19 protein-coding genes are annotated in these 20,447 nt (G+C 66.3%); 15 read left to right on the forward strand and 4 right to left on the reverse strand.

All coding sequences use genetic code 11. The annotated features are described in order from the left end of the window. Positions 1 to 1,341: 1,341 nt before the first annotated feature. The 7 genes from G6N44_RS15860 (at position 1,342) to G6N44_RS15890 (ending at position 10,184) form a co-directional block, all read left to right on the forward strand. Positions 1,342 to 2,055 (forward strand): DNA-binding protein, encoded by a 714-nt coding sequence (locus G6N44_RS15860; protein ID WP_235682747.1) that lies wholly within the window; start codon positions 1,342 to 1,344, stop codon positions 2,053 to 2,055. Then, positions 2,052 to 2,876 carry a hypothetical protein gene (locus G6N44_RS15865; RefSeq protein WP_235682748.1) on the forward strand — a complete coding sequence of 275 codons (825 nt, stop codon included), beginning with the start codon at positions 2,052 to 2,054 and terminating at the stop codon, positions 2,874 to 2,876. Before G6N44_RS15860 ends, G6N44_RS15865 begins: the two co-directional genes overlap by 4 nt. A gap of 364 nt (positions 2,877 to 3,240) precedes the next feature. Continuing rightward, on the forward strand, positions 3,241 to 3,840 hold the full coding sequence (gene lysE / locus G6N44_RS15870; RefSeq protein WP_163665534.1) for an L-lysine exporter: 600 nt from the start codon (positions 3,241 to 3,243) through the stop codon (positions 3,838 to 3,840). A gap of 93 nt (positions 3,841 to 3,933) precedes the next feature. Next, complete coding sequence (locus G6N44_RS15875) at positions 3,934 to 4,851, forward strand: alpha/beta fold hydrolase (protein ID WP_235683096.1); 918 nt, start codon at positions 3,934 to 3,936, stop codon at positions 4,849 to 4,851. Positions 4,852 to 5,093: 242 nt separating this feature from the next. Beyond that, a complete protein-coding gene (locus G6N44_RS15880) occupies positions 5,094 to 7,127 on the forward strand; it encodes a toprim domain-containing protein (RefSeq protein ID WP_163665539.1) in 2,034 nt (677 codons plus the stop codon). Positions 7,128 to 7,143: 16 nt separating this feature from the next. Continuing rightward, positions 7,144 to 9,294, forward strand: a complete 2,151-nt coding sequence (locus G6N44_RS15885; protein WP_163665540.1) for a DNA gyrase subunit A — start codon at positions 7,144 to 7,146, stop codon at positions 9,292 to 9,294. 80 nt (positions 9,295 to 9,374) lie between these two features. Continuing rightward, positions 9,375 to 10,184, forward strand: coding sequence for a DUF1906 domain-containing protein (locus G6N44_RS15890; RefSeq protein WP_163665542.1), 810 nt, complete (start codon positions 9,375 to 9,377; stop codon positions 10,182 to 10,184). Between the two features lie 9 nt (positions 10,185 to 10,193). Here the strand turns inward: G6N44_RS15890 and G6N44_RS15895 are convergent, their stop codons facing one another. Further along, the gene (locus G6N44_RS15895) at positions 10,194 to 11,663 is read right to left on the reverse strand and encodes an amidase (RefSeq protein WP_163665544.1); all 1,470 of its coding nucleotides are present in this window, start codon (positions 11,661 to 11,663) and stop codon (positions 10,194 to 10,196) included. Positions 11,664 to 11,769: 106 nt separating this feature from the next. Then, positions 11,770 to 12,000, reverse strand: a complete 231-nt coding sequence (locus G6N44_RS15900; RefSeq protein ID WP_163665545.1) for a hypothetical protein — start codon at positions 11,998 to 12,000, stop codon at positions 11,770 to 11,772. Between the two features lie 31 nt (positions 12,001 to 12,031). On the opposite strand from G6N44_RS15900, the gene G6N44_RS15905 reads away from it, so the two are divergent. The 3 genes from G6N44_RS15905 (at position 12,032) to G6N44_RS15915 (ending at position 15,423) form a co-directional block, all read left to right on the forward strand. Then, the gene (locus tag G6N44_RS15905; protein WP_163665547.1) at positions 12,032 to 12,187 is read left to right on the forward strand and encodes a hypothetical protein; all 156 of its coding nucleotides are present in this window, start codon (positions 12,032 to 12,034) and stop codon (positions 12,185 to 12,187) included. Positions 12,188 to 12,463: 276 nt separating this feature from the next. After that, positions 12,464 to 14,395, forward strand: a complete 1,932-nt coding sequence (locus G6N44_RS15910; RefSeq protein WP_163665548.1) for a flavin-containing monooxygenase — start codon at positions 12,464 to 12,466, stop codon at positions 14,393 to 14,395. 2 nt (positions 14,396 to 14,397) lie between these two features. Then, positions 14,398 to 15,423: an alcohol dehydrogenase catalytic domain-containing protein gene (locus tag G6N44_RS15915; RefSeq protein WP_163670022.1), complete on the forward strand. Its 1,026-nt coding sequence runs from the start codon at positions 14,398 to 14,400 to the stop codon at positions 15,421 to 15,423. 101 nt (positions 15,424 to 15,524) lie between these two features. On the opposite strand, the gene G6N44_RS15920 is transcribed toward G6N44_RS15915, so the two are convergent. Beyond that, positions 15,525 to 15,839: a heme-binding protein gene (locus G6N44_RS15920; protein ID WP_163665549.1), complete on the reverse strand. Its 315-nt coding sequence runs from the start codon at positions 15,837 to 15,839 to the stop codon at positions 15,525 to 15,527. A 38-nt stretch (positions 15,840 to 15,877) separates the two neighbouring features. Then, entirely contained in the window at positions 15,878 to 16,177 is a 300-nt protein-coding gene (locus G6N44_RS15925; protein ID WP_163665550.1) for a hypothetical protein, read from the reverse strand. Positions 16,178 to 16,398: 221 nt separating this feature from the next. Between G6N44_RS15925 and G6N44_RS15930 the strand changes: the two genes are divergently transcribed. The 5 genes from G6N44_RS15930 (at position 16,399) to aac(2')-Ib (ending at position 20,410) form a co-directional block, all read left to right on the forward strand. Further along, positions 16,399 to 17,301 carry an ABC transporter substrate-binding protein gene (locus G6N44_RS15930; RefSeq protein WP_276039652.1) on the forward strand — a complete coding sequence of 301 codons (903 nt, stop codon included), beginning with the start codon at positions 16,399 to 16,401 and terminating at the stop codon, positions 17,299 to 17,301. Positions 17,302 to 17,313: 12 nt separating this feature from the next. Further along, positions 17,314 to 18,018, forward strand: coding sequence for a queuosine precursor transporter (locus tag G6N44_RS15935; RefSeq protein ID WP_163665561.1), 705 nt, complete (start codon positions 17,314 to 17,316; stop codon positions 18,016 to 18,018). Between the two features lie 74 nt (positions 18,019 to 18,092). Beyond that, positions 18,093 to 18,764: a 5-oxoprolinase subunit B family protein gene (locus G6N44_RS15940; protein ID WP_179964392.1), complete on the forward strand. Its 672-nt coding sequence runs from the start codon at positions 18,093 to 18,095 to the stop codon at positions 18,762 to 18,764. A gap of 17 nt (positions 18,765 to 18,781) precedes the next feature. After that, positions 18,782 to 19,663, forward strand: a complete 882-nt coding sequence (locus G6N44_RS15945) for a 5-oxoprolinase/urea amidolyase family protein (RefSeq protein ID WP_276039609.1) — start codon at positions 18,782 to 18,784, stop codon at positions 19,661 to 19,663. Positions 19,664 to 19,819: 156 nt separating this feature from the next. Further along, on the forward strand, positions 19,820 to 20,410 hold the full coding sequence (aac(2')-Ib, locus tag G6N44_RS15950) for an aminoglycoside N-acetyltransferase AAC(2')-Ib (RefSeq protein WP_163665564.1): 591 nt from the start codon (positions 19,820 to 19,822) through the stop codon (positions 20,408 to 20,410). Positions 20,411 to 20,447 lie beyond the last annotated feature (37 nt).

Consider the following 20,447-nt stretch of genomic DNA (forward strand, 5'->3'; position numbering starts at 1 on the left):
GGCCGCGATACCGAGGACGACGCTGCGCCGAGTGACCCGTGACGAGTGAACGACCGATCTCCGAACCATGAGCCACCTACCTGTGCATGTTGGGCTGGTACCCGGGGTATACGCCCAACGGGCACCGAAGGTTCACCGCGATCGAGGCAGGGTCTTCTCGCCCTGGCCCGGCAACGCCGCATCGTGTGCCGTACCCCTGGACGGACTCGAACCGTCAGCCTTCGCCGGGGCAGAAAAGACGGTAGAACCGAAATGCGACATTCCTCGAATGCGCAAACTCATTGCGATCGACACCAGCCCAACGGCGCGCGCGTTGGCACCTGAAAGAAAAGGAACATACTGCCTGCCGGACAAAACTATTTGCACAGTTCATACATGGTTCCAAACCTGTTCGTGTGCGCGAATTTGCTACGGAGGAGTCGCAGCTTCAGTTACCGTGCTGTACACCACAGCTAACTCTTACGAGCAGGATCGTCGGGAGGGAGTGGAATTAAGTATGCACCAAGAACCTTCGTCCTCATGCCGCGGATACGGCGGGGCCGGGACCGCACAGCAATGCCGTTGGGGTGGACGGAAATCCGCAGGATGACCCCAGGCCAATAACCGACACGAATAGGGAGCGCGAGATGAAGAAGAAAATGGCGACGGGATTAGTCTTGGACGCCCACTCCGGGAAGATACTGGTCAGACATCTGCCGACGATCAAAAAGGCACTGCTCAGCGTTCCCTGCATAATCCTGATGTCAGTCAGCCTAATGGCCGCCGCACCGCAAGCGGGTGCCCAACCTAGCGGATGCCCGGGCTCGAATCAGACGACAGCGTATGTCGACTACTCCTGGACATCGAACAACATCGGAGTCTGGGTCGCGTGTGTCCCATATACGAATGTGAACCATGAGTGCTTTGCGCCAGCCAATTCTGCCCATCCGAAACTCTACCGACGCGGGGAAGGACCAGCTCCGGAGTGCCGCAATATCTACAACTCTTAGTGATCGTGTGAGCTACCGCGACCACGGCGCTGCAGCCGGCCGGGAATCTCCATGCTCGTGCCGTCCAGCAGCTGTCGTATCCAGAACTGGCAGGCAATAACACTCCCCTGACCTGCGGCTCGCCACCCCAGGGGCCTTACCCGAAAAACCTTCACCTCCGATCTCCACATCAGGGACGCATCGTTTCATCGCTACAGGTTTCTCCGACCACAACGACATGACGGCATACCGGTCGCGAGGCGGTGCGGTGTGACTCTGCATCACGCGTTTCACCCACTCTCCTCTCTAGAGCGTACATACCTTTCGAACTGCCCTTATTGCCTAAATAGGTCCGTTGGGGGACCATATGTGTATGGCGGAGATGACCGTGGTAGACGCAGCAGTACAGCTGGACGTCTCCGAACGCCAGGTGCGCCGACTCGCGAACAACGGCGTGCTGACCATCAGCCGCGTTGTCGGACGTACGTTGCTACTCGACTCAGTGTCGGTACACCAACTGGCAGCACGTGTGCGTCACAACGGCCGGCCGTGGGCAGCAGCCACAGCATGGGCCGCACTCGCCATGCTGTCCGGCCAACTTGCCCCGTGGATGGACCCGGCCGCGGCGTCTCGGCTACGTCACCGCCTGCGCGGAGCGCGTGCAACCGAAGTGGCATGGCTGGCACGCGGCCGCGCCCACGTGCGCCAGATGCAGGGCTGGGGGCGAGATAACGGCCTAGTCCCCACCGGAGTGAGCGCGCTGTGTGAACCGAAGATCGCTGCACTGTTCGACCTGTCCCCGGTAGACCGCGGATCCGACGGCTACGTCGCAGCGCGTCACTTCGACGACATGGTCACCAATCTGGGCCTGTTCGACGACATCGAAGGGGACATCGTCGTGCGTGTCGTTCCCGACGACGCCGGATATGCCGTCGACCGCCCCCTCATCGCCGCTGTGGCCGTGGACCTGTCGGAGTCACTGGACACACGGGAGGCTGCGGCGGGCGAGCGCGTGCTGGACGACCTGCTGACGGCGTTCCGGACCGGCAACAGCCACACCTCCAACCGCAGCGGCGCAGTCTGGTGAGCGCGCCACCAGGCGGCGAGCGCCCAGCGTGGAAGATCAGTGCACCGCGGGGAGGCTGGCCATCCCCGTGGCCCCAGCTCGTCGAGATCGTCCAGGCCATCCCGCACACGCAGTGGACACTGGCCGGAGGACTGATGGTCCAACTGCATGCTGCGTACGCCGGGCTGGCACTCACCCGCCCGACCCGGGACGTGGACATGATCCTGCACATCGAAACCGGCGCAACTACTTTCGGTGGCGTCCGCGACGCGCTAGAACGCCTCGGATACACACTGCACGATCCCGTAGGCGACGGACCTGTGCACCGGTTTGTCCGCGGGCCGGACGGCACCGAAACAGTCGACGCCATGGTGGCTGACCACTTGCCCCCGAAGTGTCATCAGAAAGCGCTGCGGCGGAACGTGTTCGCTGTCCCCGGAGGCACCTCGGCGCTGCGCAAGGCGGTGAACTTCGAGGTGGACACCGGCGAGGCCGTGGTGACACTGAGCGTGCCCGATGTCCTCGGAGCGCTGGTACTTAAAGGCGCGGCCTACATTGAGGACTCACGCGACCGGGGCCGCCACCTCGACGACGCCGCGGTGTTGGCCTGCGCGGCAACCGACCCGGTCGCCGACCGCGCCCGCATGATCGGCAGCGATCGCCGACGGATCACCGCGCTGTGGAAAGTGCTTAAAGACGAGAACCACCGGTCCTGGCTCGCTACCGGCGGCAACGCGCGGCGCGGACGCGCAGCGCTGCGGCACTGGTCGGCGATTGAGAAACACAACCGCGCACGATTGCCTGAGGAATCCCCGCGGTGGCAGCCGGCGCGTGCCCGATGAGGACGTGACAGGCGCAGCCCGTCCCTTCGGCAACTTCACGTAGGGCAGCTCGCCCGAGCGGTTCGCAGACCCCAACTCCACCGGCGGGGATCCGAACGCCACCGCGGTGCAAGATCGGACCTGAGAGTCCAAAATGGAATTGCTAGCGCAGAATCGGAAACGACTGATCTTCCCTCAGCCCTGTGGGCGGCAACTTGATTCCGGCAATTGCCGACGTTTGCCACGTTCAGCCGAGGCCGCGGGCGGCGGCAGCACACCAACCACCGATCTCGCCGGTGGTCAGCCCGAGACTCCTAAGCGCAGCTAATGCATCTGAAGAATCATTAGCTGTACTTGACCACTACACGTCCATAGGGTCGAACGCATGGCTTCACCCGTGCTCATCGGATTCCTCACCACGATGGCGTTGATCGCCGCGATCGGCGCGCAGAATGCGTTCGTGCTGCGGCAGGGCATCCGTGGCGAGCACATCGTCGCCGTCATCGCGTTGTGCACGGTCTCCGACCTGATCCTGATCGCTGCCGGGATCGCCGGAGTCGGCGCCCTGATCACCGCGCACCCCAGCGCCATGACGGTGGCGAAGTTCGGCGGGGCGGCCTTCCTGATCGGCTATGGCGTGCTTGCCGCGCGTCGCGCGGTCCGGCCCTCGACCCTCAATCCGTCCGAACGCACCCCGGCCCGCCTGGCCGAGGTGCTGGTCACCTGCCTGGCGTTGACCTGGCTGAACCCCCACGTGTACCTGGACACGGTGGTGCTGCTCGGCTCGCTGGCCAACGAGCACCATGAGCAGCGGTGGTTGTTCGGCGTCGGTGCGGTGGCCGCGAGCGCGGTGTGGTTCACCGGGCTGGGCCTGGGCGCCCGCCGACTGGCCGGACTGTTCGCCAACCCGACGACCTGGCGCCTCCTCGACGGGCTGATCGCGGTGATGATGATCGGGCTCGGCACGAGCCTCGCGCTGTCCTGAGCATCTGTCGCCGAGGCCGCGACGTGCCGCGATTCACAAGGGGCACCCCTCGATCGAACACCGGGGATGAGACAGAATTACCAGGTGAGTCGCATGTTTCGCCGTGAGCAGTCTTCACCCCCGCATCCGTCGGCGAACGCGCCGGCGTGGTTCACCTCCGCTCTGGAACAGACGCCCGAGCACTCGACCATCGACGTCGACGGATGTGCCATCCATGTGCGGACCTGGGGCAACCCGGACAATCCGCCACTGGTGTTCGTCCATGGCGGCGGCGCCCACTCCGGCTGGTGGGACCACATCGCTCCGTTCTTCGCCCGCACCCATCGCGTCGTCGCACCCGACCTGAGCGGGCACGGCGACAGCGGCACCCGCACCGAATACGCCCTGTCGATCTGGGCGCAGGAAGTCCTCGCCGCATCGGAAGCCTCCGGGTCCTCGGCGCGGCCCACGATCGTCGGCCACAGCATGGGTGGCTGGGTAGCCGCGGAGGCTGCCACCCTCTATGGCGCGCAGATCGACAGCATCCTGGTCATCGATTCACCACTGCGCGATCGGGCACCGGAGGAGGTCCCGTTGCGCAACCGCCGCCGCGACGCCGCCGGATACCCCACCGAAGACGAGATCGTCGCCCGATTCCGTGCAGTACCGAAGCAGGAAGTGACGCTGCCCTACATCGGCCACCACATCGCCGTGGAATCCGTGCGCAAGACGGACAACGGGTGGGTGTGGAAGTTCGACCCCGATATCTTCGGCGGCCACCTACTGGACGAAACGTCTACCAACGAAGAGCTGCTGGAGAACACATTCGCCTTAATCCCTTGCCGGATAGGGTATTTGCGATGCGAAGACGGGGTGGTTCCACCGCCTATGGCCGCCCAGATCCGGTCGATCCTGCAACTTCGCGGCCCGTTCGTCGAACTCGCCCAGGCCGGCCACCACCCGATGTTGGATCAACCCCTCCCGCTGGTGGCGACCATCCGGACTCTGCTGGAGTTCTGGTCAATCACCTAGCGCCGATCCAGGACGGCGAGTGTCATCAATTAAAGTCGTCTCAATTCCGGATGACTTTTGTCAGCGCGCGGATCAGCCCGGCACAATCCCCGAGGCATCGGGTCTCGATTCGGCGCCCGTTCTCTCGGCCGTGGCTGTCGGGGGCTGTCTGCCTCCCAGGGGAGAATGATTACGCCGCCCGCCAACAGCGCGCGGTAAGAACCGATCGCTCCGGCATCGGCCCTGGTGGGAAAGGACCAGTAGTGAGTTACAACGCCGCAGACATCACCGAGCTCGACGATGTCCAGCACACCCGCCTGCGGCCGGCGGTGAACCTGGGCCTCGACGTGCTCAACACGGCGTTGCGCGAGCTGGTCGACAACGCGATCGAAGAGGTCGCCGATCCCAGCCACGGCGGGTCCACCGTCACCATCACTCTGCATGCCGACGGCTCGGTCAGCGTCGCCGACGACGGCCGCGGCCTGCCCGTCGACTCCGACCCGACCACGGGCAAGAACGGCATCGTCAAGACCCTGGGCACCGCCCGGGCCGGTGGCAAGTTCTCCGCCCACACCGATGCCACCAGCACCGGCGCCGGCCTCAACGGCATCGGGGCCGCCGCCGCGGTCTTCATCTCCGCACGCACCGATGTGACCGTGCGTCGAGCCGGCAAGACCTACCTGCAGAGTTTCGGCGGCGGCTACCCCGGCACCTTCGAAGGTAAGGACTTCGACCCGAACGCGGAGTTCACCCGCTCGGACACGCAGAAACTGCGTGGCGTCGGCAATCGCAAGCCCGACGCCCACGGCACCACGGTGCGCATCCTGTTCGACCCGGCCGTCGTACCCGATTCGACCGTCGACGTCGGCGAGGTACTGCTGCGTGCGCACGCCGCGTCGCGGATGTCGCCCGGTGTGCACCTGATCGTCGTCGACGAGGGTTGGCCCGGCACGGAGATTCCAGCGGTCCTGACCGAGCCGTTCAAGGGCCCGTGGGGCACCGACACCCTGCTCGATCTGATGTGCACCACTGCAGGCAATCCCTTGCCCGGTGTCCGTGCCGTCGTGGAGGGCCGCGGTGAGTACACCACCGGCCGCGGCCCGACCCCGTTCCGCTGGTCGCTGACCGCGGGCCCGGCCGAACCGGCCACCGTGGCCGCGTTCTGCAACACCGTGCGCACCCCGAACGGCGGCTCGCACCTCACGGCTGCGATGAAGGGACTGTCCGAGGCCCTGGCCGACCGCGCGTCCCGCATCCGCGACCTCGGTCTGGCCAAAGGCGAGGACGGTCCGGAACCCCAGGATTTCCAGGCCGTGACCGCGCTGGCGGTGGACACCCGCGCGCCGGACGTGGGATGGGACTCCCAGGCCAAGACCTCCGTCTCGTCGCGGTCACTGAACGTGGCGATGGCCCCGGACGTGGCGCGCAGCGTCACCATCTGGGCGGCCAACCCCGCCAACAACGACGCGGTGTCGCTGTGGACCAAGCTGGCGCTGGAATCCGCCCGGGCGCGCCGCAGCGCCGAAGGCGCGAAGGCCCGGTCCCGCGCGGCGTCGAAAGCCAAGGGGCTGGGGACGAACCTGTCGCTGCCGCCGAAGCTGCTGCCCAGCCGGGAGACCGGCCGCGGTTCGGGCGCCGAATTGTTCCTGTGCGAGGGCGATTCCGCGCTGGGCACGATCAAAGCGGCGCGCGACGCCACGTTCCAGGCAGCCTTCCCGCTGAAAGGTAAGCCGCCCAACGTCTATGGGTTCGCCCTGAGCAAGGCGCGCGCCAAAGACGAGTTCGACTCGATCGAACGCATCCTGGGCTGCGGCGTACGCGACCACTGCGATCCGGAACTGTGCCGCTACGACCGGATCCTGTTCGCCTCCGACGCCGACCCCGACGGCGGCAACATCAACTCCAGCCTGATCTCGATGTTCCTGGACTTCTACCGGCCGCTGGTCGAGGCCGGCATGGTCTACGTGACGCTGCCGCCGCTGTTCGTGGTCAAGGACGGTCAGGAGCGGATCTACTGCCAGGACGAGTCCGAGCGTGACACCGCCGTGGCGCAGTTGAAGGCCACCTCCAAACGCAAGGTGGAGGTGCAGCGCAACAAGGGTCTCGGCGAGATGGATGCCGACGATTTCTGGAATACCGTGCTGGATCCGCAGCGGCGCACCGTGATTCGGGTGCACCTCGATGACGGCGAAGCCAAGCTGCACCACACTTTGTTCGGCGGCCCCCCGGAGGGGCGTCGCACCTGGATGGCCGAAGTCGCCGCCCGCGTCGACACCGCAGCGCTCGACCTGACCTAGGACGTAGGAAAACACTGTGACTGCCACCCTGGACCTCCCTGAGCAGAACCCCGACCTGGTGCTCGACCAGAGCGCCGATGACTACTGGAATCACTACCAGTTGACGTTCGCGCTCTACAGCGTCAGCGACCGCGCCATCCCCTCAGCGTTCGACGGGCTCAAGCCGGGTCAGCGCCGTCTGCTCTACCAGATGCACGACTCGAAACTACTGCCCGGCAACAAGCCGCAGAAGTCCTCGAAGATCTGCTCGGCGGTCACCGGGAACCTGCACCCGCACGGTGGAGCGTCGATGTACGGGGCCGCGGCGCTGATGGCCGCCGAGTTCCAGCGCGTGAAAGTCATTGACGGACAAGGTGCGTTCCCGCGGATCCAGGGCGACATTCCCGCCGCAGACCGCTACACCGAGATGCGGCTGTCGGCTCCCGGTGCCGCGCTGACCGCGGAACTCGACGATCACGCCGTACCCATGGTGCAGACATTCGACGGCGAGTGGACCGAGCCGACGATGCTGCCGGCCCAGTGGCCGGTGCTGCTCTGCAACGGTGCCATGGGCATCGCCGAAGGGTGGGCCACCAAGGTGCCCGCGCACAATCCGCGTGAGGTGATGGCCGCCTGCCGGGCTCTGCTGGCCAGACCCAACACGACCGACGACACGTTGATGAAGCTCATCCCCGGCCCCGACTGGGGCTGCGGGGCCACCGTCGTCGGCACCAACGGTCTCCGCGAGTACATCACCACCGGCCGGGGCCAATTCACGGTGCGTGGCACGGTATCGGTCGAGGGCAAGAACTGCATCGTCACCGAGCTACCACCCGGTGTCGCCAGTAACACTGTGCAGGACAGGATCCGGGCGCTGGTCGAGTCCGGTGAGCTGTCCGGAGTGGCCGACATGTCGGACCTGACCGACCGTCGCAACGGGTTGCGCATCGTCGTCACCGCCAAACGCGGGCACAGCGCCGAGACCATCCGAGACCAACTGCTGGCGCTGACCCCGCTGGAGTCGACGTTCGCCGCCAGCCTGGTCGCCCTCGACGAGGACCGGGTGCCGCGCTGGTGGTCGGTGCGGGAACTGATCTCCGCATTCCTGCACCTGCGTGACTCGGTGGTGCTGCACCGCAGCGAGTACCGACTGGAAAAGGTCACCGCGCGCCGCCACCTGGTGTCGGGCCTGATGAAGATCCACCTGGACATCGATGCTGCCGTCGCCGTCATTCGCGGTTCCGACACCGTCGACGACGCCCGCCACGGTCTGCAGAAACGGTTCGAGATCGACGAAGAGCAGGCCAATTATGTTCTGGCACTGCAGCTTCGCCGGTTGACCAAGCTCGATGTGATCGAGCTGCAGGCCGAAGCCGACAGACTGGACGCAGAGTTCGCCGAACTGACCGAGCTGGTCTCCAACCCCGATGCGCGCCGAAAGGTGATCGACAAGGAACTGGTGGAGACCGCGAAACTGTTCAAGGGTCCCGAGTTCGACCGCCGCACCGTGCTGGACTCCGAGGCCACCCCGACCACCTCGGGTGCCGACGAAGATGGCCCCCGGGAGCGAAAGGTCAATGCCTCCTGGCGCCTTGACGATCGCGGTGTGTTCTCCGACAGCCACGGCGACCTACTCACCTCGGGTCTGGGTTGGGCGGTGTGGACCGACGGTCGGGTCAAGTTCACCAACGGGAACGGCTTGCCGTTCAAGATCCGCGATATCCCGGTGGCGCCGGATATCACCGGGCTGTTGCGCTCCGGCGTGATGACACCCGGCTATCACCTGGCGCTGGTGACGCGACGCGGCAAGATCCTGCGCATCGACCCCGCTGCGGTGAATCCTCAGGGTGCGGCCGGCAATGGTGTGGCCGGGGTGAAGCTGGTCGCCGACGACTCCGGTGACGAGGTGATCGCCGCGCTGCCGATCAGTTGCGAGAACGGCGAGGCCATCTTCTCCACGTCCGAAAAGAGCTGGAAGGTCACCGAAGTCGCCGACATTCCGGTTAAGGGCCGTGGCGGCGCCGGCGTCGGGTTCCACCCGTTCGTCAAGGGCGAGGACGCCCTGCTGTCAGCGGCGATCTCGCCGACCGGGTTCGTCCGCGGACGGAGAGCCGTGCGGGCCGAGAATCGGGCGAAGGCCTCGGTCAAGGGCTCGGGCAGCGATGTGACGCCAACCCCCTCAGAGTGAGCGTGCTCGTCAAGATCACGAATGAAGCACGGCCCGCGAGGCAACATTGTTAACAGCAGTCACTTTGTTAACATCGCGACATGCAGGACTCGCCTGGGCCCAGCGGCCTGCGCCGAGCAGGCCCGGTTACCCGGCGTGACCTGCTGCGCTACGCTGCCGCCGCGTCGGCGGTGGCAGGCCTGGGCGCGGTAGCGGCTGGTGTCGACCCGCCCACGGCGGCGGCCGCCGCCCCCACGCTGATCGACTTCGCCATGCGTCAGATTCCAGCGCAGGATATCCGGGCCGCCGGTCACTCCGGGGTGATCAACTACGTCTCGACATCGCGTCCGGGCTCGTCCATGGGCGCCAAACCGATCACCCTGCCCTACGCCAGGTCGCTGACCGCCGCCGGCTTGGTCATCGTCAGCAACTACCAGTACGGCAAGCCGGGCGGGACCGCGCCGTCGGACTTCACCCGCGGGTACGCCGGTGGCATCGCCGACGCCCGCACCGCGTGGCAGCTCCATACCGCGGCAGGCGGTGGCCGGAGTGCACCGGTTTTCTTCAGCGTCGACGACGACATCGACCGCAATACCTGGAACAACGTGGCGCTGCCGTGGTTTCGCGGAATCAACTCGGTGATCGGCGTGCAGCGCACCGGCATCTACGCGGGAATCAGACCGTGCGAGTGGGCGATTGCCGACGGCGTCGTCGGGAGGTCGGGCACACCTGGCCGCGCGTGGGCGTGGCAGACCCGGTCCTGGTCTGGCGGTCAGATCCACCCTGCCGCAGTGCTCTACCAACGCATCGTGAGTACTGCCTCGAATCCCGGCCCACTCGTCGGCGGGCTCGAAGTCGACGTCAACGATGCCCTGGCCCAAGATGTCGGCCAGTGGAACCTCCATCCGTAAGGTCGCAATTCAGATCGGTGCGAGGCGACCGGCCCAGGGCATCGCCTGCTCGAGCTGAGCCGCCAGCTTGAGGAGCAGCGCCTCACCGGCAAGCGGTGCGACGAACTGGACACCGAGAGGCAGACCTTCCGCAGTCCAGTGCACAGGCAACGAAATCGCCGGGCGGCCAGTGATATTCGCGAGTTGCGTGTAGGGCACCCAGCCGAGATTCTTGTCCACCATGTCGTCGACGATTTTGGTGTAGCGCAACATGCTCGCGGTCCGGGTCTTGATCAGCGCATCGGCGGCATGCTGCAGCACCACCGGCAGATCGAATTCGCCGATCCGCGGCGGCAGGGTTGCCAGGCTGGGTGTCAGCAGCAGGTCGTACGACTCGAAGAAGGTGGTCAGCCGCCGCGTGTGTTCGTGGCGCCGCTCCACCGCGTCCAGATAGTCGACGCTGCTCGTGGCGCGACCGAGCGCTGCCATGATGAGCGTGTCCCGTTCGAAAGCGTCGTCGCCCGCGCCGGTCATCCGCTTGGCCTCGGCGACCTCCCATGCGCAGTAGACGAACCAGGTCAGTAGGAAGTCGCGGGCCAGCGCGGCGTCGTCGAAGGGCGCGTGGGGTAATTCCTCGACGTGGTGGCCGAGCTCGGTCAGCGCGTTCGCCGTTGCCTCGACAGCGGCGAACGCCTCCGGGTGCGGTGTCGGGTTGATCGCCGTCGGCACCCGCAGCCCGATCCGCAGTTTCCCGGGATCCGCCCCCACACAGGACGCGAACGGCTCCTCGGGCAGACCCGGCACATACGGCCCCCAGGGTTCGCCGCCGCTGAGGACATCCAGCATTCCCGCCGTGTCACGCACCGTCCGCGAGACGACACCCTGGACCGCCGCGCCATGCATGGACTCTCCGGTCACCGGACCCGACGGCGTCAACCCGCGACCCGGTTTCAGCCCGACGAGTCCACAACTGGCGGCTGGAATGCGGATCGACCCGCCGCCGTCGTTGGCCCCGGCGCAGGGCACGATGCCCGCGGCAACGGCCGCCGCGGATCCTCCCGAGCTGCCACCCGGTGTCCGGGTCAGGTCCCAGGGGTTGCGGGCCGGCCCCCACGCCTCCGGCTCGGTGATGCCCTTCGCGCCGAACTCCGGCGTGTTGGTCTTCCCGAAGATGACCAGGCCCGCGTCGATCCAGCGCTGAACGACCGTGGCGTGCTCGGCGGCGTTGAGCGACATCAGCGCACGTGAACCGGCCGAGGTGGGCAAACCCGCATAGTCCTGCGCGAGATCCTTGATCAGGAACGGCACCCCGGCGAACGGGCCGGTCAGATCGTCCGACGGCGCAGCCGGAACGTCGCGCACGATGGCGTTGATCTTCGGGTTGACCGCCGCCGCCCGCTCCCTCGCTGCGGCGAGCAGCTCAGCCGCCGAAACCTGCTTTTCGGCAACCAGTTTCGCCAAGGACGTGGCGTCGTGTGCCCGGTACTCATCGAAGTCCATCCCACGAAGGTAGACCGCCGCGACGTCGCGCGGTGTGGACTTCACGACGATCCGGCACGCAGAGGCCGTCCACGAACCGGACGCACTGATCGCCGAAGCTCGCGCGCTACCCTTCGCTTCCCGGCGGCGGGGCGATGACCCCCATCCGCACGAACACCTCACCCATGCCTGCCATGACCTTCTGTAGACCTTGCAGCGGTCGGACCATGACCTTGAAGGACGTGATCTGGTGGTCGTCGTTCCAACAGATGATGTCGACGCCTTCGATGTGTATCCCGTCGAGATCGACGACGAATTCCAGCACCGCGGAGTCGCCATCATCGGGATATGGCGACACTCATACGATTATCTGTCGCCATAGTGAACTCATGGCGCCACTTTCCCCGCTCGGCCACGAGACGCTGCACTGGACTCCCGGGCTGGACAGCAGCTACTCCCGGACGCCTCGAAGGGGAGGGCCATACCGGGCCGCGATCCCACCAGCGACCGCCGATCTACACCTGGATCTGCCCTCGGATGTGTAGGCCGCCGCCGAGAACGCCAGCGTCGCCATCACGCGATTCGATGCTGAACTCGGAGGCAAGACCGCCCCGGGTTGCTGTCCGATACCGACGGCTACTTTGCCGCTCTCACCGCCTACCGAGAAGGCGATCTCGCGCCCATCGTCGAGCGGTTCGCCCACGCCAGCGAGCGCGCGGTTGTCAACGGCCGGCAGCTCATCGCCCAGCTGCGCGAGATCCGGGCGAGCGAGCCGCACCACCCCTTGCCACATAACGCTACGCGCAGTAGCGTAACGCCGCGTGACCCGAAGCTTCCACGTCGGCCAGCCGTTCACCACGCCCGATTCCGACATCGCGGCGGCGTTAGAGCAGGTCAGCGTCCCGACGCTGCTGCTCTCGCTCGTGCACATCACCGGCGACCCGCGCTACATCCGCGAGTTCAAACAGGCCGGCCTGTTCCTCAACGAGGTCCAGGGCTTCATGAGCGAAGAGGACAAGGCCCGCGCCCGTGCGGTGGCCCTGCCGATCATCGCCGACTACCGCGACCGCGGTTGCCCGGTCCCCGAACCGCTGCCCGCCGAACTGGTCCGGGAGATGCTGGACTGGACAGCCTGCGAACCGGTCGACGAGGACAACCTGCCGCTGGTTCTCGAAGAACTCGACCTTGAGGGCGTCGATCCGCGCCGGCCCGCCGCGCTGCAAGACACCCAAGACTTCAGCGTCGTCGTGATCGGCTGCGGGGAATCGGGTGTACTGGCCGGGGTGCGCCTCAAGCAGGCCGGCATCGACTTCACCATCGTGGAGAAGAACGCCGGACCGGGCGGAACCTGGTGGGAGAACAGCTATCCCGGCGCCCGTGTCGACGTGGCCAACCACTTCTACTGTTACAGCTTCGAACCCAGCAACCACTGGGACCACTTCTTCGCCGAACAGCACGAACTGCGCCAGTACTTCCGCGACGTGGTCGACCGTCATGACCTCGAACCGAACATCCGGTGGAACACCGAGGTGGTCTCGGCCGCGTGGGACGGCGCAATGTGGAACGTCACGGTGCGCTCGGCAACCGGCACCGAGACACTGCGGGCCAACGCCGTCATCACCGCCGTCGGCCAACTCAACCGGCCCCAGATCCCCGACTTCCCCGGCGCGGAAACCTTTGCGGGACCGGCATTTCACTCCGCGGCGTGGGACCACGATGTGAACGTCACCGGCAAGCGGGTCGCACTGATCGGCGCCGGCGCGAGCGGGTTCCAGATCGCCCCGGCCATCGCCGACAAGGTCGAACACCTCACGGTCTTCCAGCGCACCGCGCAGTGGATGTTCCCCAACCCGATGTACCACGAACCCGTCGCCGACGGGGTGCGCTGGGCGATGGAACACCTGCCGTACTACGGCCGCTGGTACCGCTTCCTGCTGCTGTGGCCCGGAGCCGACAAGGGTCTGGACGCCGCCCGGGTGGATCCCGATTATGAGGACCAGGCGCACCCTGAACAGAGCTACGCGGTCAGCGAGATCAACGCCATCGCCCGCATCATGTTCACCGACTGGATCACCACCCAGGTCGGCGACGACCCCGAACTGCTGGCCAAGGCGCTGCCCGACTACCCGGCCACCGGCAAGCGCACGCTGCAGGACAACGGCAGCTGGCTGGGCACTCTCAAACGCGACAACGTGGATCTGATCCGCACCCCGATCGAACGCATCACCCCGACCGGGATCGTCACGACCGACGGACAGACCTACGACGTCGACATCATCGTGTACGCCACCGGTTTCCGTGCCACCGACGTGCTGTTCCCGATGACCATCACCGGACGCGACGGCATCGACCTGCACGAGGTCTGGGGGCAGCGTCCATACGCATACCGCGGCATCACGGTGCCGGGCTTCCCCAACTTCTTCATGACCTACGGCCCCGGCACGCACCTGGCCCACGGCGGCAGCCTCATCCTCAACTCCGAGTTGCAGATGCGCTATATCAACCAGTGCCTGGAGCACCTGATCACCGAGGGCCTGCGGACCATGGAACCGCTGCCCGAACCGACCAAGGAATGGCACCGCCGCTCGCAGGAAGCGATCCGCCAAACCGTGTGGGCGCAGCCCTCGGTCAAACACTCGTACTTCAAGAACGCCGACGGTGAGATCCACACCGTCAGCCCGTGGCGGCTGAGCGAATACCGTTCCGCCATCAACGAACCCATCTGGTCAGACTTCACAGTGCAGGAGGCGTGAGCATGCGCGCAGTCGTCGTCGACAGTTCCGGAAAGGTCAGCGTCGAAACCCGGCCGGACCCGGTCCTGCCCGGCCTCGACGGAGCCATCGTCAAGGTCGAGTCCGCCTCGATCTGCGGATCGGACCTGCACTTCCTCGAGGGCCACTACCCCATCGCCGATCCGGTGTCCGTCGGACACGAAGCGGTCGGCACGATCGTCGAAATCGGCCCGGAGGTCACCGGATTCGCCGTCGGCGACCGGGTGCTGGTGTCCTCGGTGGCCGGCTGCGGGCATTGCAGCGGCTGCGCGACCCACGACCCGATCCGCTGCGTGCAGGGCCCCCAGATCTTCGGCACCGGATTCCTCGGCGGCGCCCAGGCCGAGCTTCTCGCGGTACCGGCGGCCAACTTCCAGCTACTGAAGATGCCGGAGGGCATCAGTACCGAACAGGCCCTGTTGCTGACCGACAACCTCGCCACCGGCTGGGCGGCCGCCAAGCGCGCCGATATTCCGATTGGCGGTTCCGTCGCGGTGATCGGCCTGGGCGCGGTCGGCATGTGTGCCCTGCGCAGCGCGATCACCCTCGGCGCGGCAAAGGTTTTCGCCGTCGACCCGGTGGAGGCCAGGCGCGAACGCGCCGAAGCCTCGGGGGCGATTACCTTCGCGCCGCCCTCGGCACAGGCCATCCGGGAAGCCACCGGCGGCCTCGGTGTGGACTCCGTCATCGACGCGGTGGGCATGGACGCATCGATCAACGACGCCATCGACGCGGCCCGCGCCGGCGGCACGGTCTCCATCGTCGGCGTGCACGATCTACAGCCCTACCCGATGCCCGCGCTGGGATGTCTGCTGCGCAGCCTGACCATCCGCTTCACCACCGCGCCGGTGCAACAGACCTGGCCGGAACTGATCCCGCTGCTTCAGGCCGGCCGCCTCGACGTCGACGGCATCTTTACCACCACGATGTCGCTGGACGAGGCCGCCGAAGGCTACGCCAGGGCGTTCTCCCGCACCGGAGCGGACCTGAAGGTTCAACTCAAGCCTTAGCGCGGCCTGATCCCGGCCAGTGGCCACTTATTGCACAGATATCCCAACGTTCGCGGGCATTAAGTGGCCAGTCGGCATTCCCGGACCAGCCGGCCCGGCGGTTATCCGCAGCGGTTGCGGAAATCAATCGCCGGTTGCCGGATTCCGGTCAGTTCGGCACGGATCTGCGGCTTGTCCTGAAGGTAAACCCGCACGCTTTCGGCCATCTCGTCGTTCGACTGGCCCTTGAGGCTGGTGAAGAACGCGTTGACGTCGGGATGGGTGAACAGATACGCGGAGGTGGCCGCGCGGACCCCGGCCATCACGCCGGCCAGGTCGGCAGAGGTGCAGTTCGGCTCGTCTGCTGCAGCGACAGGTGCACCAACAGCCAAGAGCGACAAGCTGATTGCGCCGGCGGCGATCACTCGGGTGAACATCGTGGCTCCTAAGTCGACTCGGATAACTGAGCTGAGGCTCACGGGCGTCCCGGACGGTTAGGGCGCCAACCGCCGCCACCACCACCGCCGCCGTTGTCAGGCGGGCCGGGGTCGATATTGATGTCCAGGCCCCAGTCACCGCAGGACCAGGCGTCGGTGCAGTAATACGGGTAGTACGGCCCGGCCTTCGGCGCTTCCGGTCCCCCACCGCGGACGGTGCCCTGTGCACACACCGTGGAACCACCGGCATCGACACAATCGGCGGCGGCGGGCGGTGCAACGAAGATGGCGATCGGGATGGTCAAACCGGTCAGACCGAGCAAGACTGGACGCCACATGCTCCGCATGGTCACTCCTTCATCGGTCCCCGTTGGGCCGGGAATAGAACCCGGAACCACCCAATAGGGCGCGATCGACAATAACCCTCCGATGCTGCCGGCGCATGCCGAAACCGGCACGCTGGGATCACCGGCACCTTCACCATCGGTAGCCAAACGGTTACCCTGGCTAAGTGCCGACAACCTGGTCCCGGCGAGGCTTTCTCACGGTCACCGCTGGAATGGCCCTGGTCGCCGCATGTAGCACGCAAAAACCCGGCGAAGTAGCGAGAGACGGTTCGGTGACCGTCCGCCATCTTTTCGGAGACACCGACATCCCGGGTCCACCGCAGCGTGTGGTCAGCGCGGGATTCACCGAACAGGACGATCTGCTGGCCCTCGGCGTCGTGCCGGTGGCGACGACGGAGTGGTTCGGCGGTGAACCGTTCGCGGTGTGGCCCTGGGCGCAAGCCAGACTCAAGGGCGCCCAACCCGCCGTGCTCAGCCTGACCGACGGGATCCAGGTCGACAAGATCAAAGCGCTCAACCCGGACCTGATCGTGGCCACCAACGCCGGACTCGACGCCGACACCTACGCCAAACTCTCCGAGATCGCCCCGACGATCGCCCAGACCGGAGGAGAGGCGTTCTTCGAACCATGGCGTGACCAGGCCACCCTGATCGGCCAGGCACTGTTCCAGAACGACGCCATGACGGGTCTAGTCGCCGGGGTGGACGACAAGTTCAAGACCGTGGCCACCAACAACCCGGGATTCACCGGTAAGAAGGCCCTGCTGCTGGGTGGCACCCTGTTCCGCGACAGTGTGCAGGCACAAACGGGATGGCGTACCGAATTTCTCACCCAGATGGGCTTCGTCGTGCCCCCGACACCCGAGTTGATCCCGCGACCGGACTTCGCCTCGGTACTCGACGCCGCCGACGTGCTGATCTGGACCACCGAGAGCGATGCGGAGCGCGACGCCTTGCTGGCCGATCCGGGGATCGCCGAGCTGCGCGCCACCGCCCGCAATCGGCACGTTTTCACGCCGAAGGACCTGTCCGGAGCCATCGCATTCGCGTCACCGCTGTCCTACCCGGTGGTTGCCGACCAATTGCCACCCCTGCTCAACCAGGCACTGACCTGACAAGATGACCGGGTGACAGGCACCCAGGAACAGTCCGAACACCGCGGCACCGCCATCGTCGGCTCGGCCTACTATCCGGTGCTCGTCGCGGTCTTCACGGCCCTGGTGATCGTCTCCAACGTCACCGCCACCAAGGGCGTCGCCTTCGGACCGATCATCGGTGACTGGTCGATCATCACCGACGGCGGGTTCATCGTCTTCCCGCTCACCTACGTGATCGGCGACGTGCTCTCCGAGGTGTACGGGTTCAGGGCCGCCCGCCGCGCCATCTTCCTCGGGTTTTCGATGAATGCCCTTGCCGCACTGGCATTCTGGGTCACCATCTATCTTCCCGCGGCGGACTTCTACACCAACCAGGAGCACTTCGAGAACATCGTTCACGCCTACACCCAGCTGATCGTGGCAGGCCTGGCCGGGTTCATCGTCGGGCAGACCATCAACGCCTGGGTCGTGGTCGCCATCAAGGAACGCACCAAGGAGAAGCACCTGTGGGCCCGCCTGGTCGGATCCACCTTCGCGGGCCAGCTCGGTGACACCCTGGTTTTCTGCGGTATCGCGGCCAGTGCGATCGGCATCAGCACCTTCGGCGACTTCGTCACCTACACCGCGCTGGGCTGGATCTACAAGACCGCGGTCGAGGTGATCATGCTGCCGATCACCTACCGCGTGATCGCCGCCATCAAGCGCCGCGAGCCCACGTATCAGGCCGCCGTGTGAGGCTTCGATAAGGCACCTCTGGCAAGGTTCATAGAGCGGGCGCTTTCTTAGCTACTCGCGGGTAGCTTCAGGTCATGAGTGTGACATCAGAGGTGATGGACGCGACGGGACCCAGCTTGAACCCCGGTACCGCTCGCGACTATGGCGATCAGGCTCTGCTGCTCGAGTTCGACAGCACTGCCGATGTTTTGGCGTGGACCGCCACTCTCACGGCGGCCCAACTGCTCGGCGTGGTCGATATCGTGCCGGCGTCACGCACGATCTTGATCAAGCTGGCCGATCCCCGCTACCAGGCACCCACGCGGCAACGCCTGGGCAAGTTGCGACTGCAACCAGGGTCAGCCGCGGTCCGCCGGGTCGGCGAGGCCGACGTGACCATCGACGTGGTCTACGACGGCGCTGACCTGCACGACGTCGCGACGCTGACCGGACTGACCCCGGAACAGGTGGTCAAGGCACATACCGGCAGCCCGTGGCAGGTCGGGTTCATGGGGTTCGCCCCCGGATTCGCCTACCTCGTCGGCGGTGACGCACGACTACACGTGCCGCGCCGAGCCGAGCCCCGCACCAGCGTCCCGCCCGGGGCGGTGGCACTGGCCGGCGAGTTCAGCGGCATCTACCCACGGCAGTCGCCCGGCGGCTGGCAGTTGATCGGACATACCGACGCGGTGATGTTCGACGTACATCGGGACCGACCCGCACTGCTCGCCCCGGGTGCGTGGGTGCAGTTCCGGGCCATCGGCTAGTCGGCGAGGAGGACATCATGACGACATTGGAAGTGCTGCGCACGGGACCTCTCGCTCTGGTCGAGGATCTCGGCCGCCCCGGCATGGCCCATCTCGGCGTCACCCGCTCAGGGGCGGCCGATCGGCGGTCCCACACATTGGCCAACCGGCTGGTCGCCAACCCCGGCGAACACGCCACCATCGAGGTGATGTTCGGCGGGTTCTCGGCCCGGGTGGTCGGCGGGGACATCTCCATCGCCGTCACCGGCGCCGACACGGACCCGGCAGTCAACGGTATTCCGTTCGGCACCAATAGTATTCACCATGTTCGTGACGGTGAGGTGATCTCGCTGGGCGCTCCACAATCGGGACTGCGCAGTTACCTGGCCGTCCGCGGCGGCATCGCCGTCGAACCGGTCCTGGGGTCACGGAGCTATGACGTGATGTCGGCGATCGGCCCGGCGCCGCTGCAAGCCGGTGACATCCTGCCGGTCGGTGAGCACACGGCCGACCTGCCCGAGACCGACCAGGCCCCGGTCGCTTCGATCAGCGGCGACGTGCTGGAACTGAACGTGGTGCCCGGCCCCCGCGACGACTGGTTCGTCGACCCCGACGTCCTGGTCCGGACCAACTGGCTGGTGACCACCCGCAGCGACCGGGTGGGAATGCGCCTGGTCGGCATGCCGCTCGACTACCGCTGGCCGGACCGCCAGCTGCCCAGCGAGGGCGCCACCCGCGGGGCAATCCAGGTACCACCCAACGGTTTTCCGGTGATCCTCGGACCCGACCACCCGGTGACCGGCGGCTATCCGGTGATCGGTGTGGTGACCGACGAGGACATCGACAAGCTGGGCCAGGTTCGCCCCGGGCAGACCGTCCGGTTGCACTGGGCGCACCCTCGCCGGCCGTTCGAAGGCTAACGCCTGGTCCGTTCCCGTCGTCATTTTCTACGTCAGGGTTGCGATCCCGGCGATCGACGACCCAGGTGTGGAAAACGGCGCCCGGGGAGCTCAGTCTTCACGCTGGACGGCGCGCAACGTAGAGACACCGGCGCGCGTCGCTGGTAGAACATGGGTGTGTCTTTCCAGGATGTCAGCTCGCCGTCTGTCCGAGGCGGGATCCTGCACACCGCGCGTCTGGTTCACACCTCCGATCTCGACCACGAGACCCGCGAGGGCGCCCGACGCATGGTCATCGAGGCCTTCGAGGGTGCCTTTACGGATGCCGACTGGGAGCACTCGCTCGGCGGAATGCACGCGTTTATCTGCCATCACGGCGCCCTCATCGCCCATGCCGCCGTGGTTCAGCGCCGCCTGATCTACCGCGACACCGCACTGCGCTGCGGCTACGTGGAAGCCGTGGCGGTACGCGAAGATTGGCGTGGCCAGGGCCTGGCCACCGCCGTCATGGACGCCGTCGAGCAGGTCCTGCGCGGCGCCTACCAACTCGGCGCGCTCAGCTCATCGGAAATCGCGCGGGACATGTACCTCTCCCGCGGCTGGGTGCCCTGGCAGGGCCACACTTCGGTGCTGCGACCTGCCGGCGTCACGCGCACCCCCGAGGACGACCGGTCGCTGTTCGTGCTGCCGGTCGATCTGCCGGCCGGCCTGGAACTCGACACCACAGCCGAGATCACCTGCGACTGGCGCGACGGGGACGTCTGGTAACCACCGGAAAGCACACGCTCACACCAGTGCCGCAGCG

Source organism: Mycolicibacterium alvei (genome assembly GCF_010727325.1).
In the GTDB taxonomy this organism is placed as follows: Bacteria; Actinomycetota; Actinomycetes; order Mycobacteriales; family Mycobacteriaceae; genus Mycobacterium; species Mycobacterium alvei.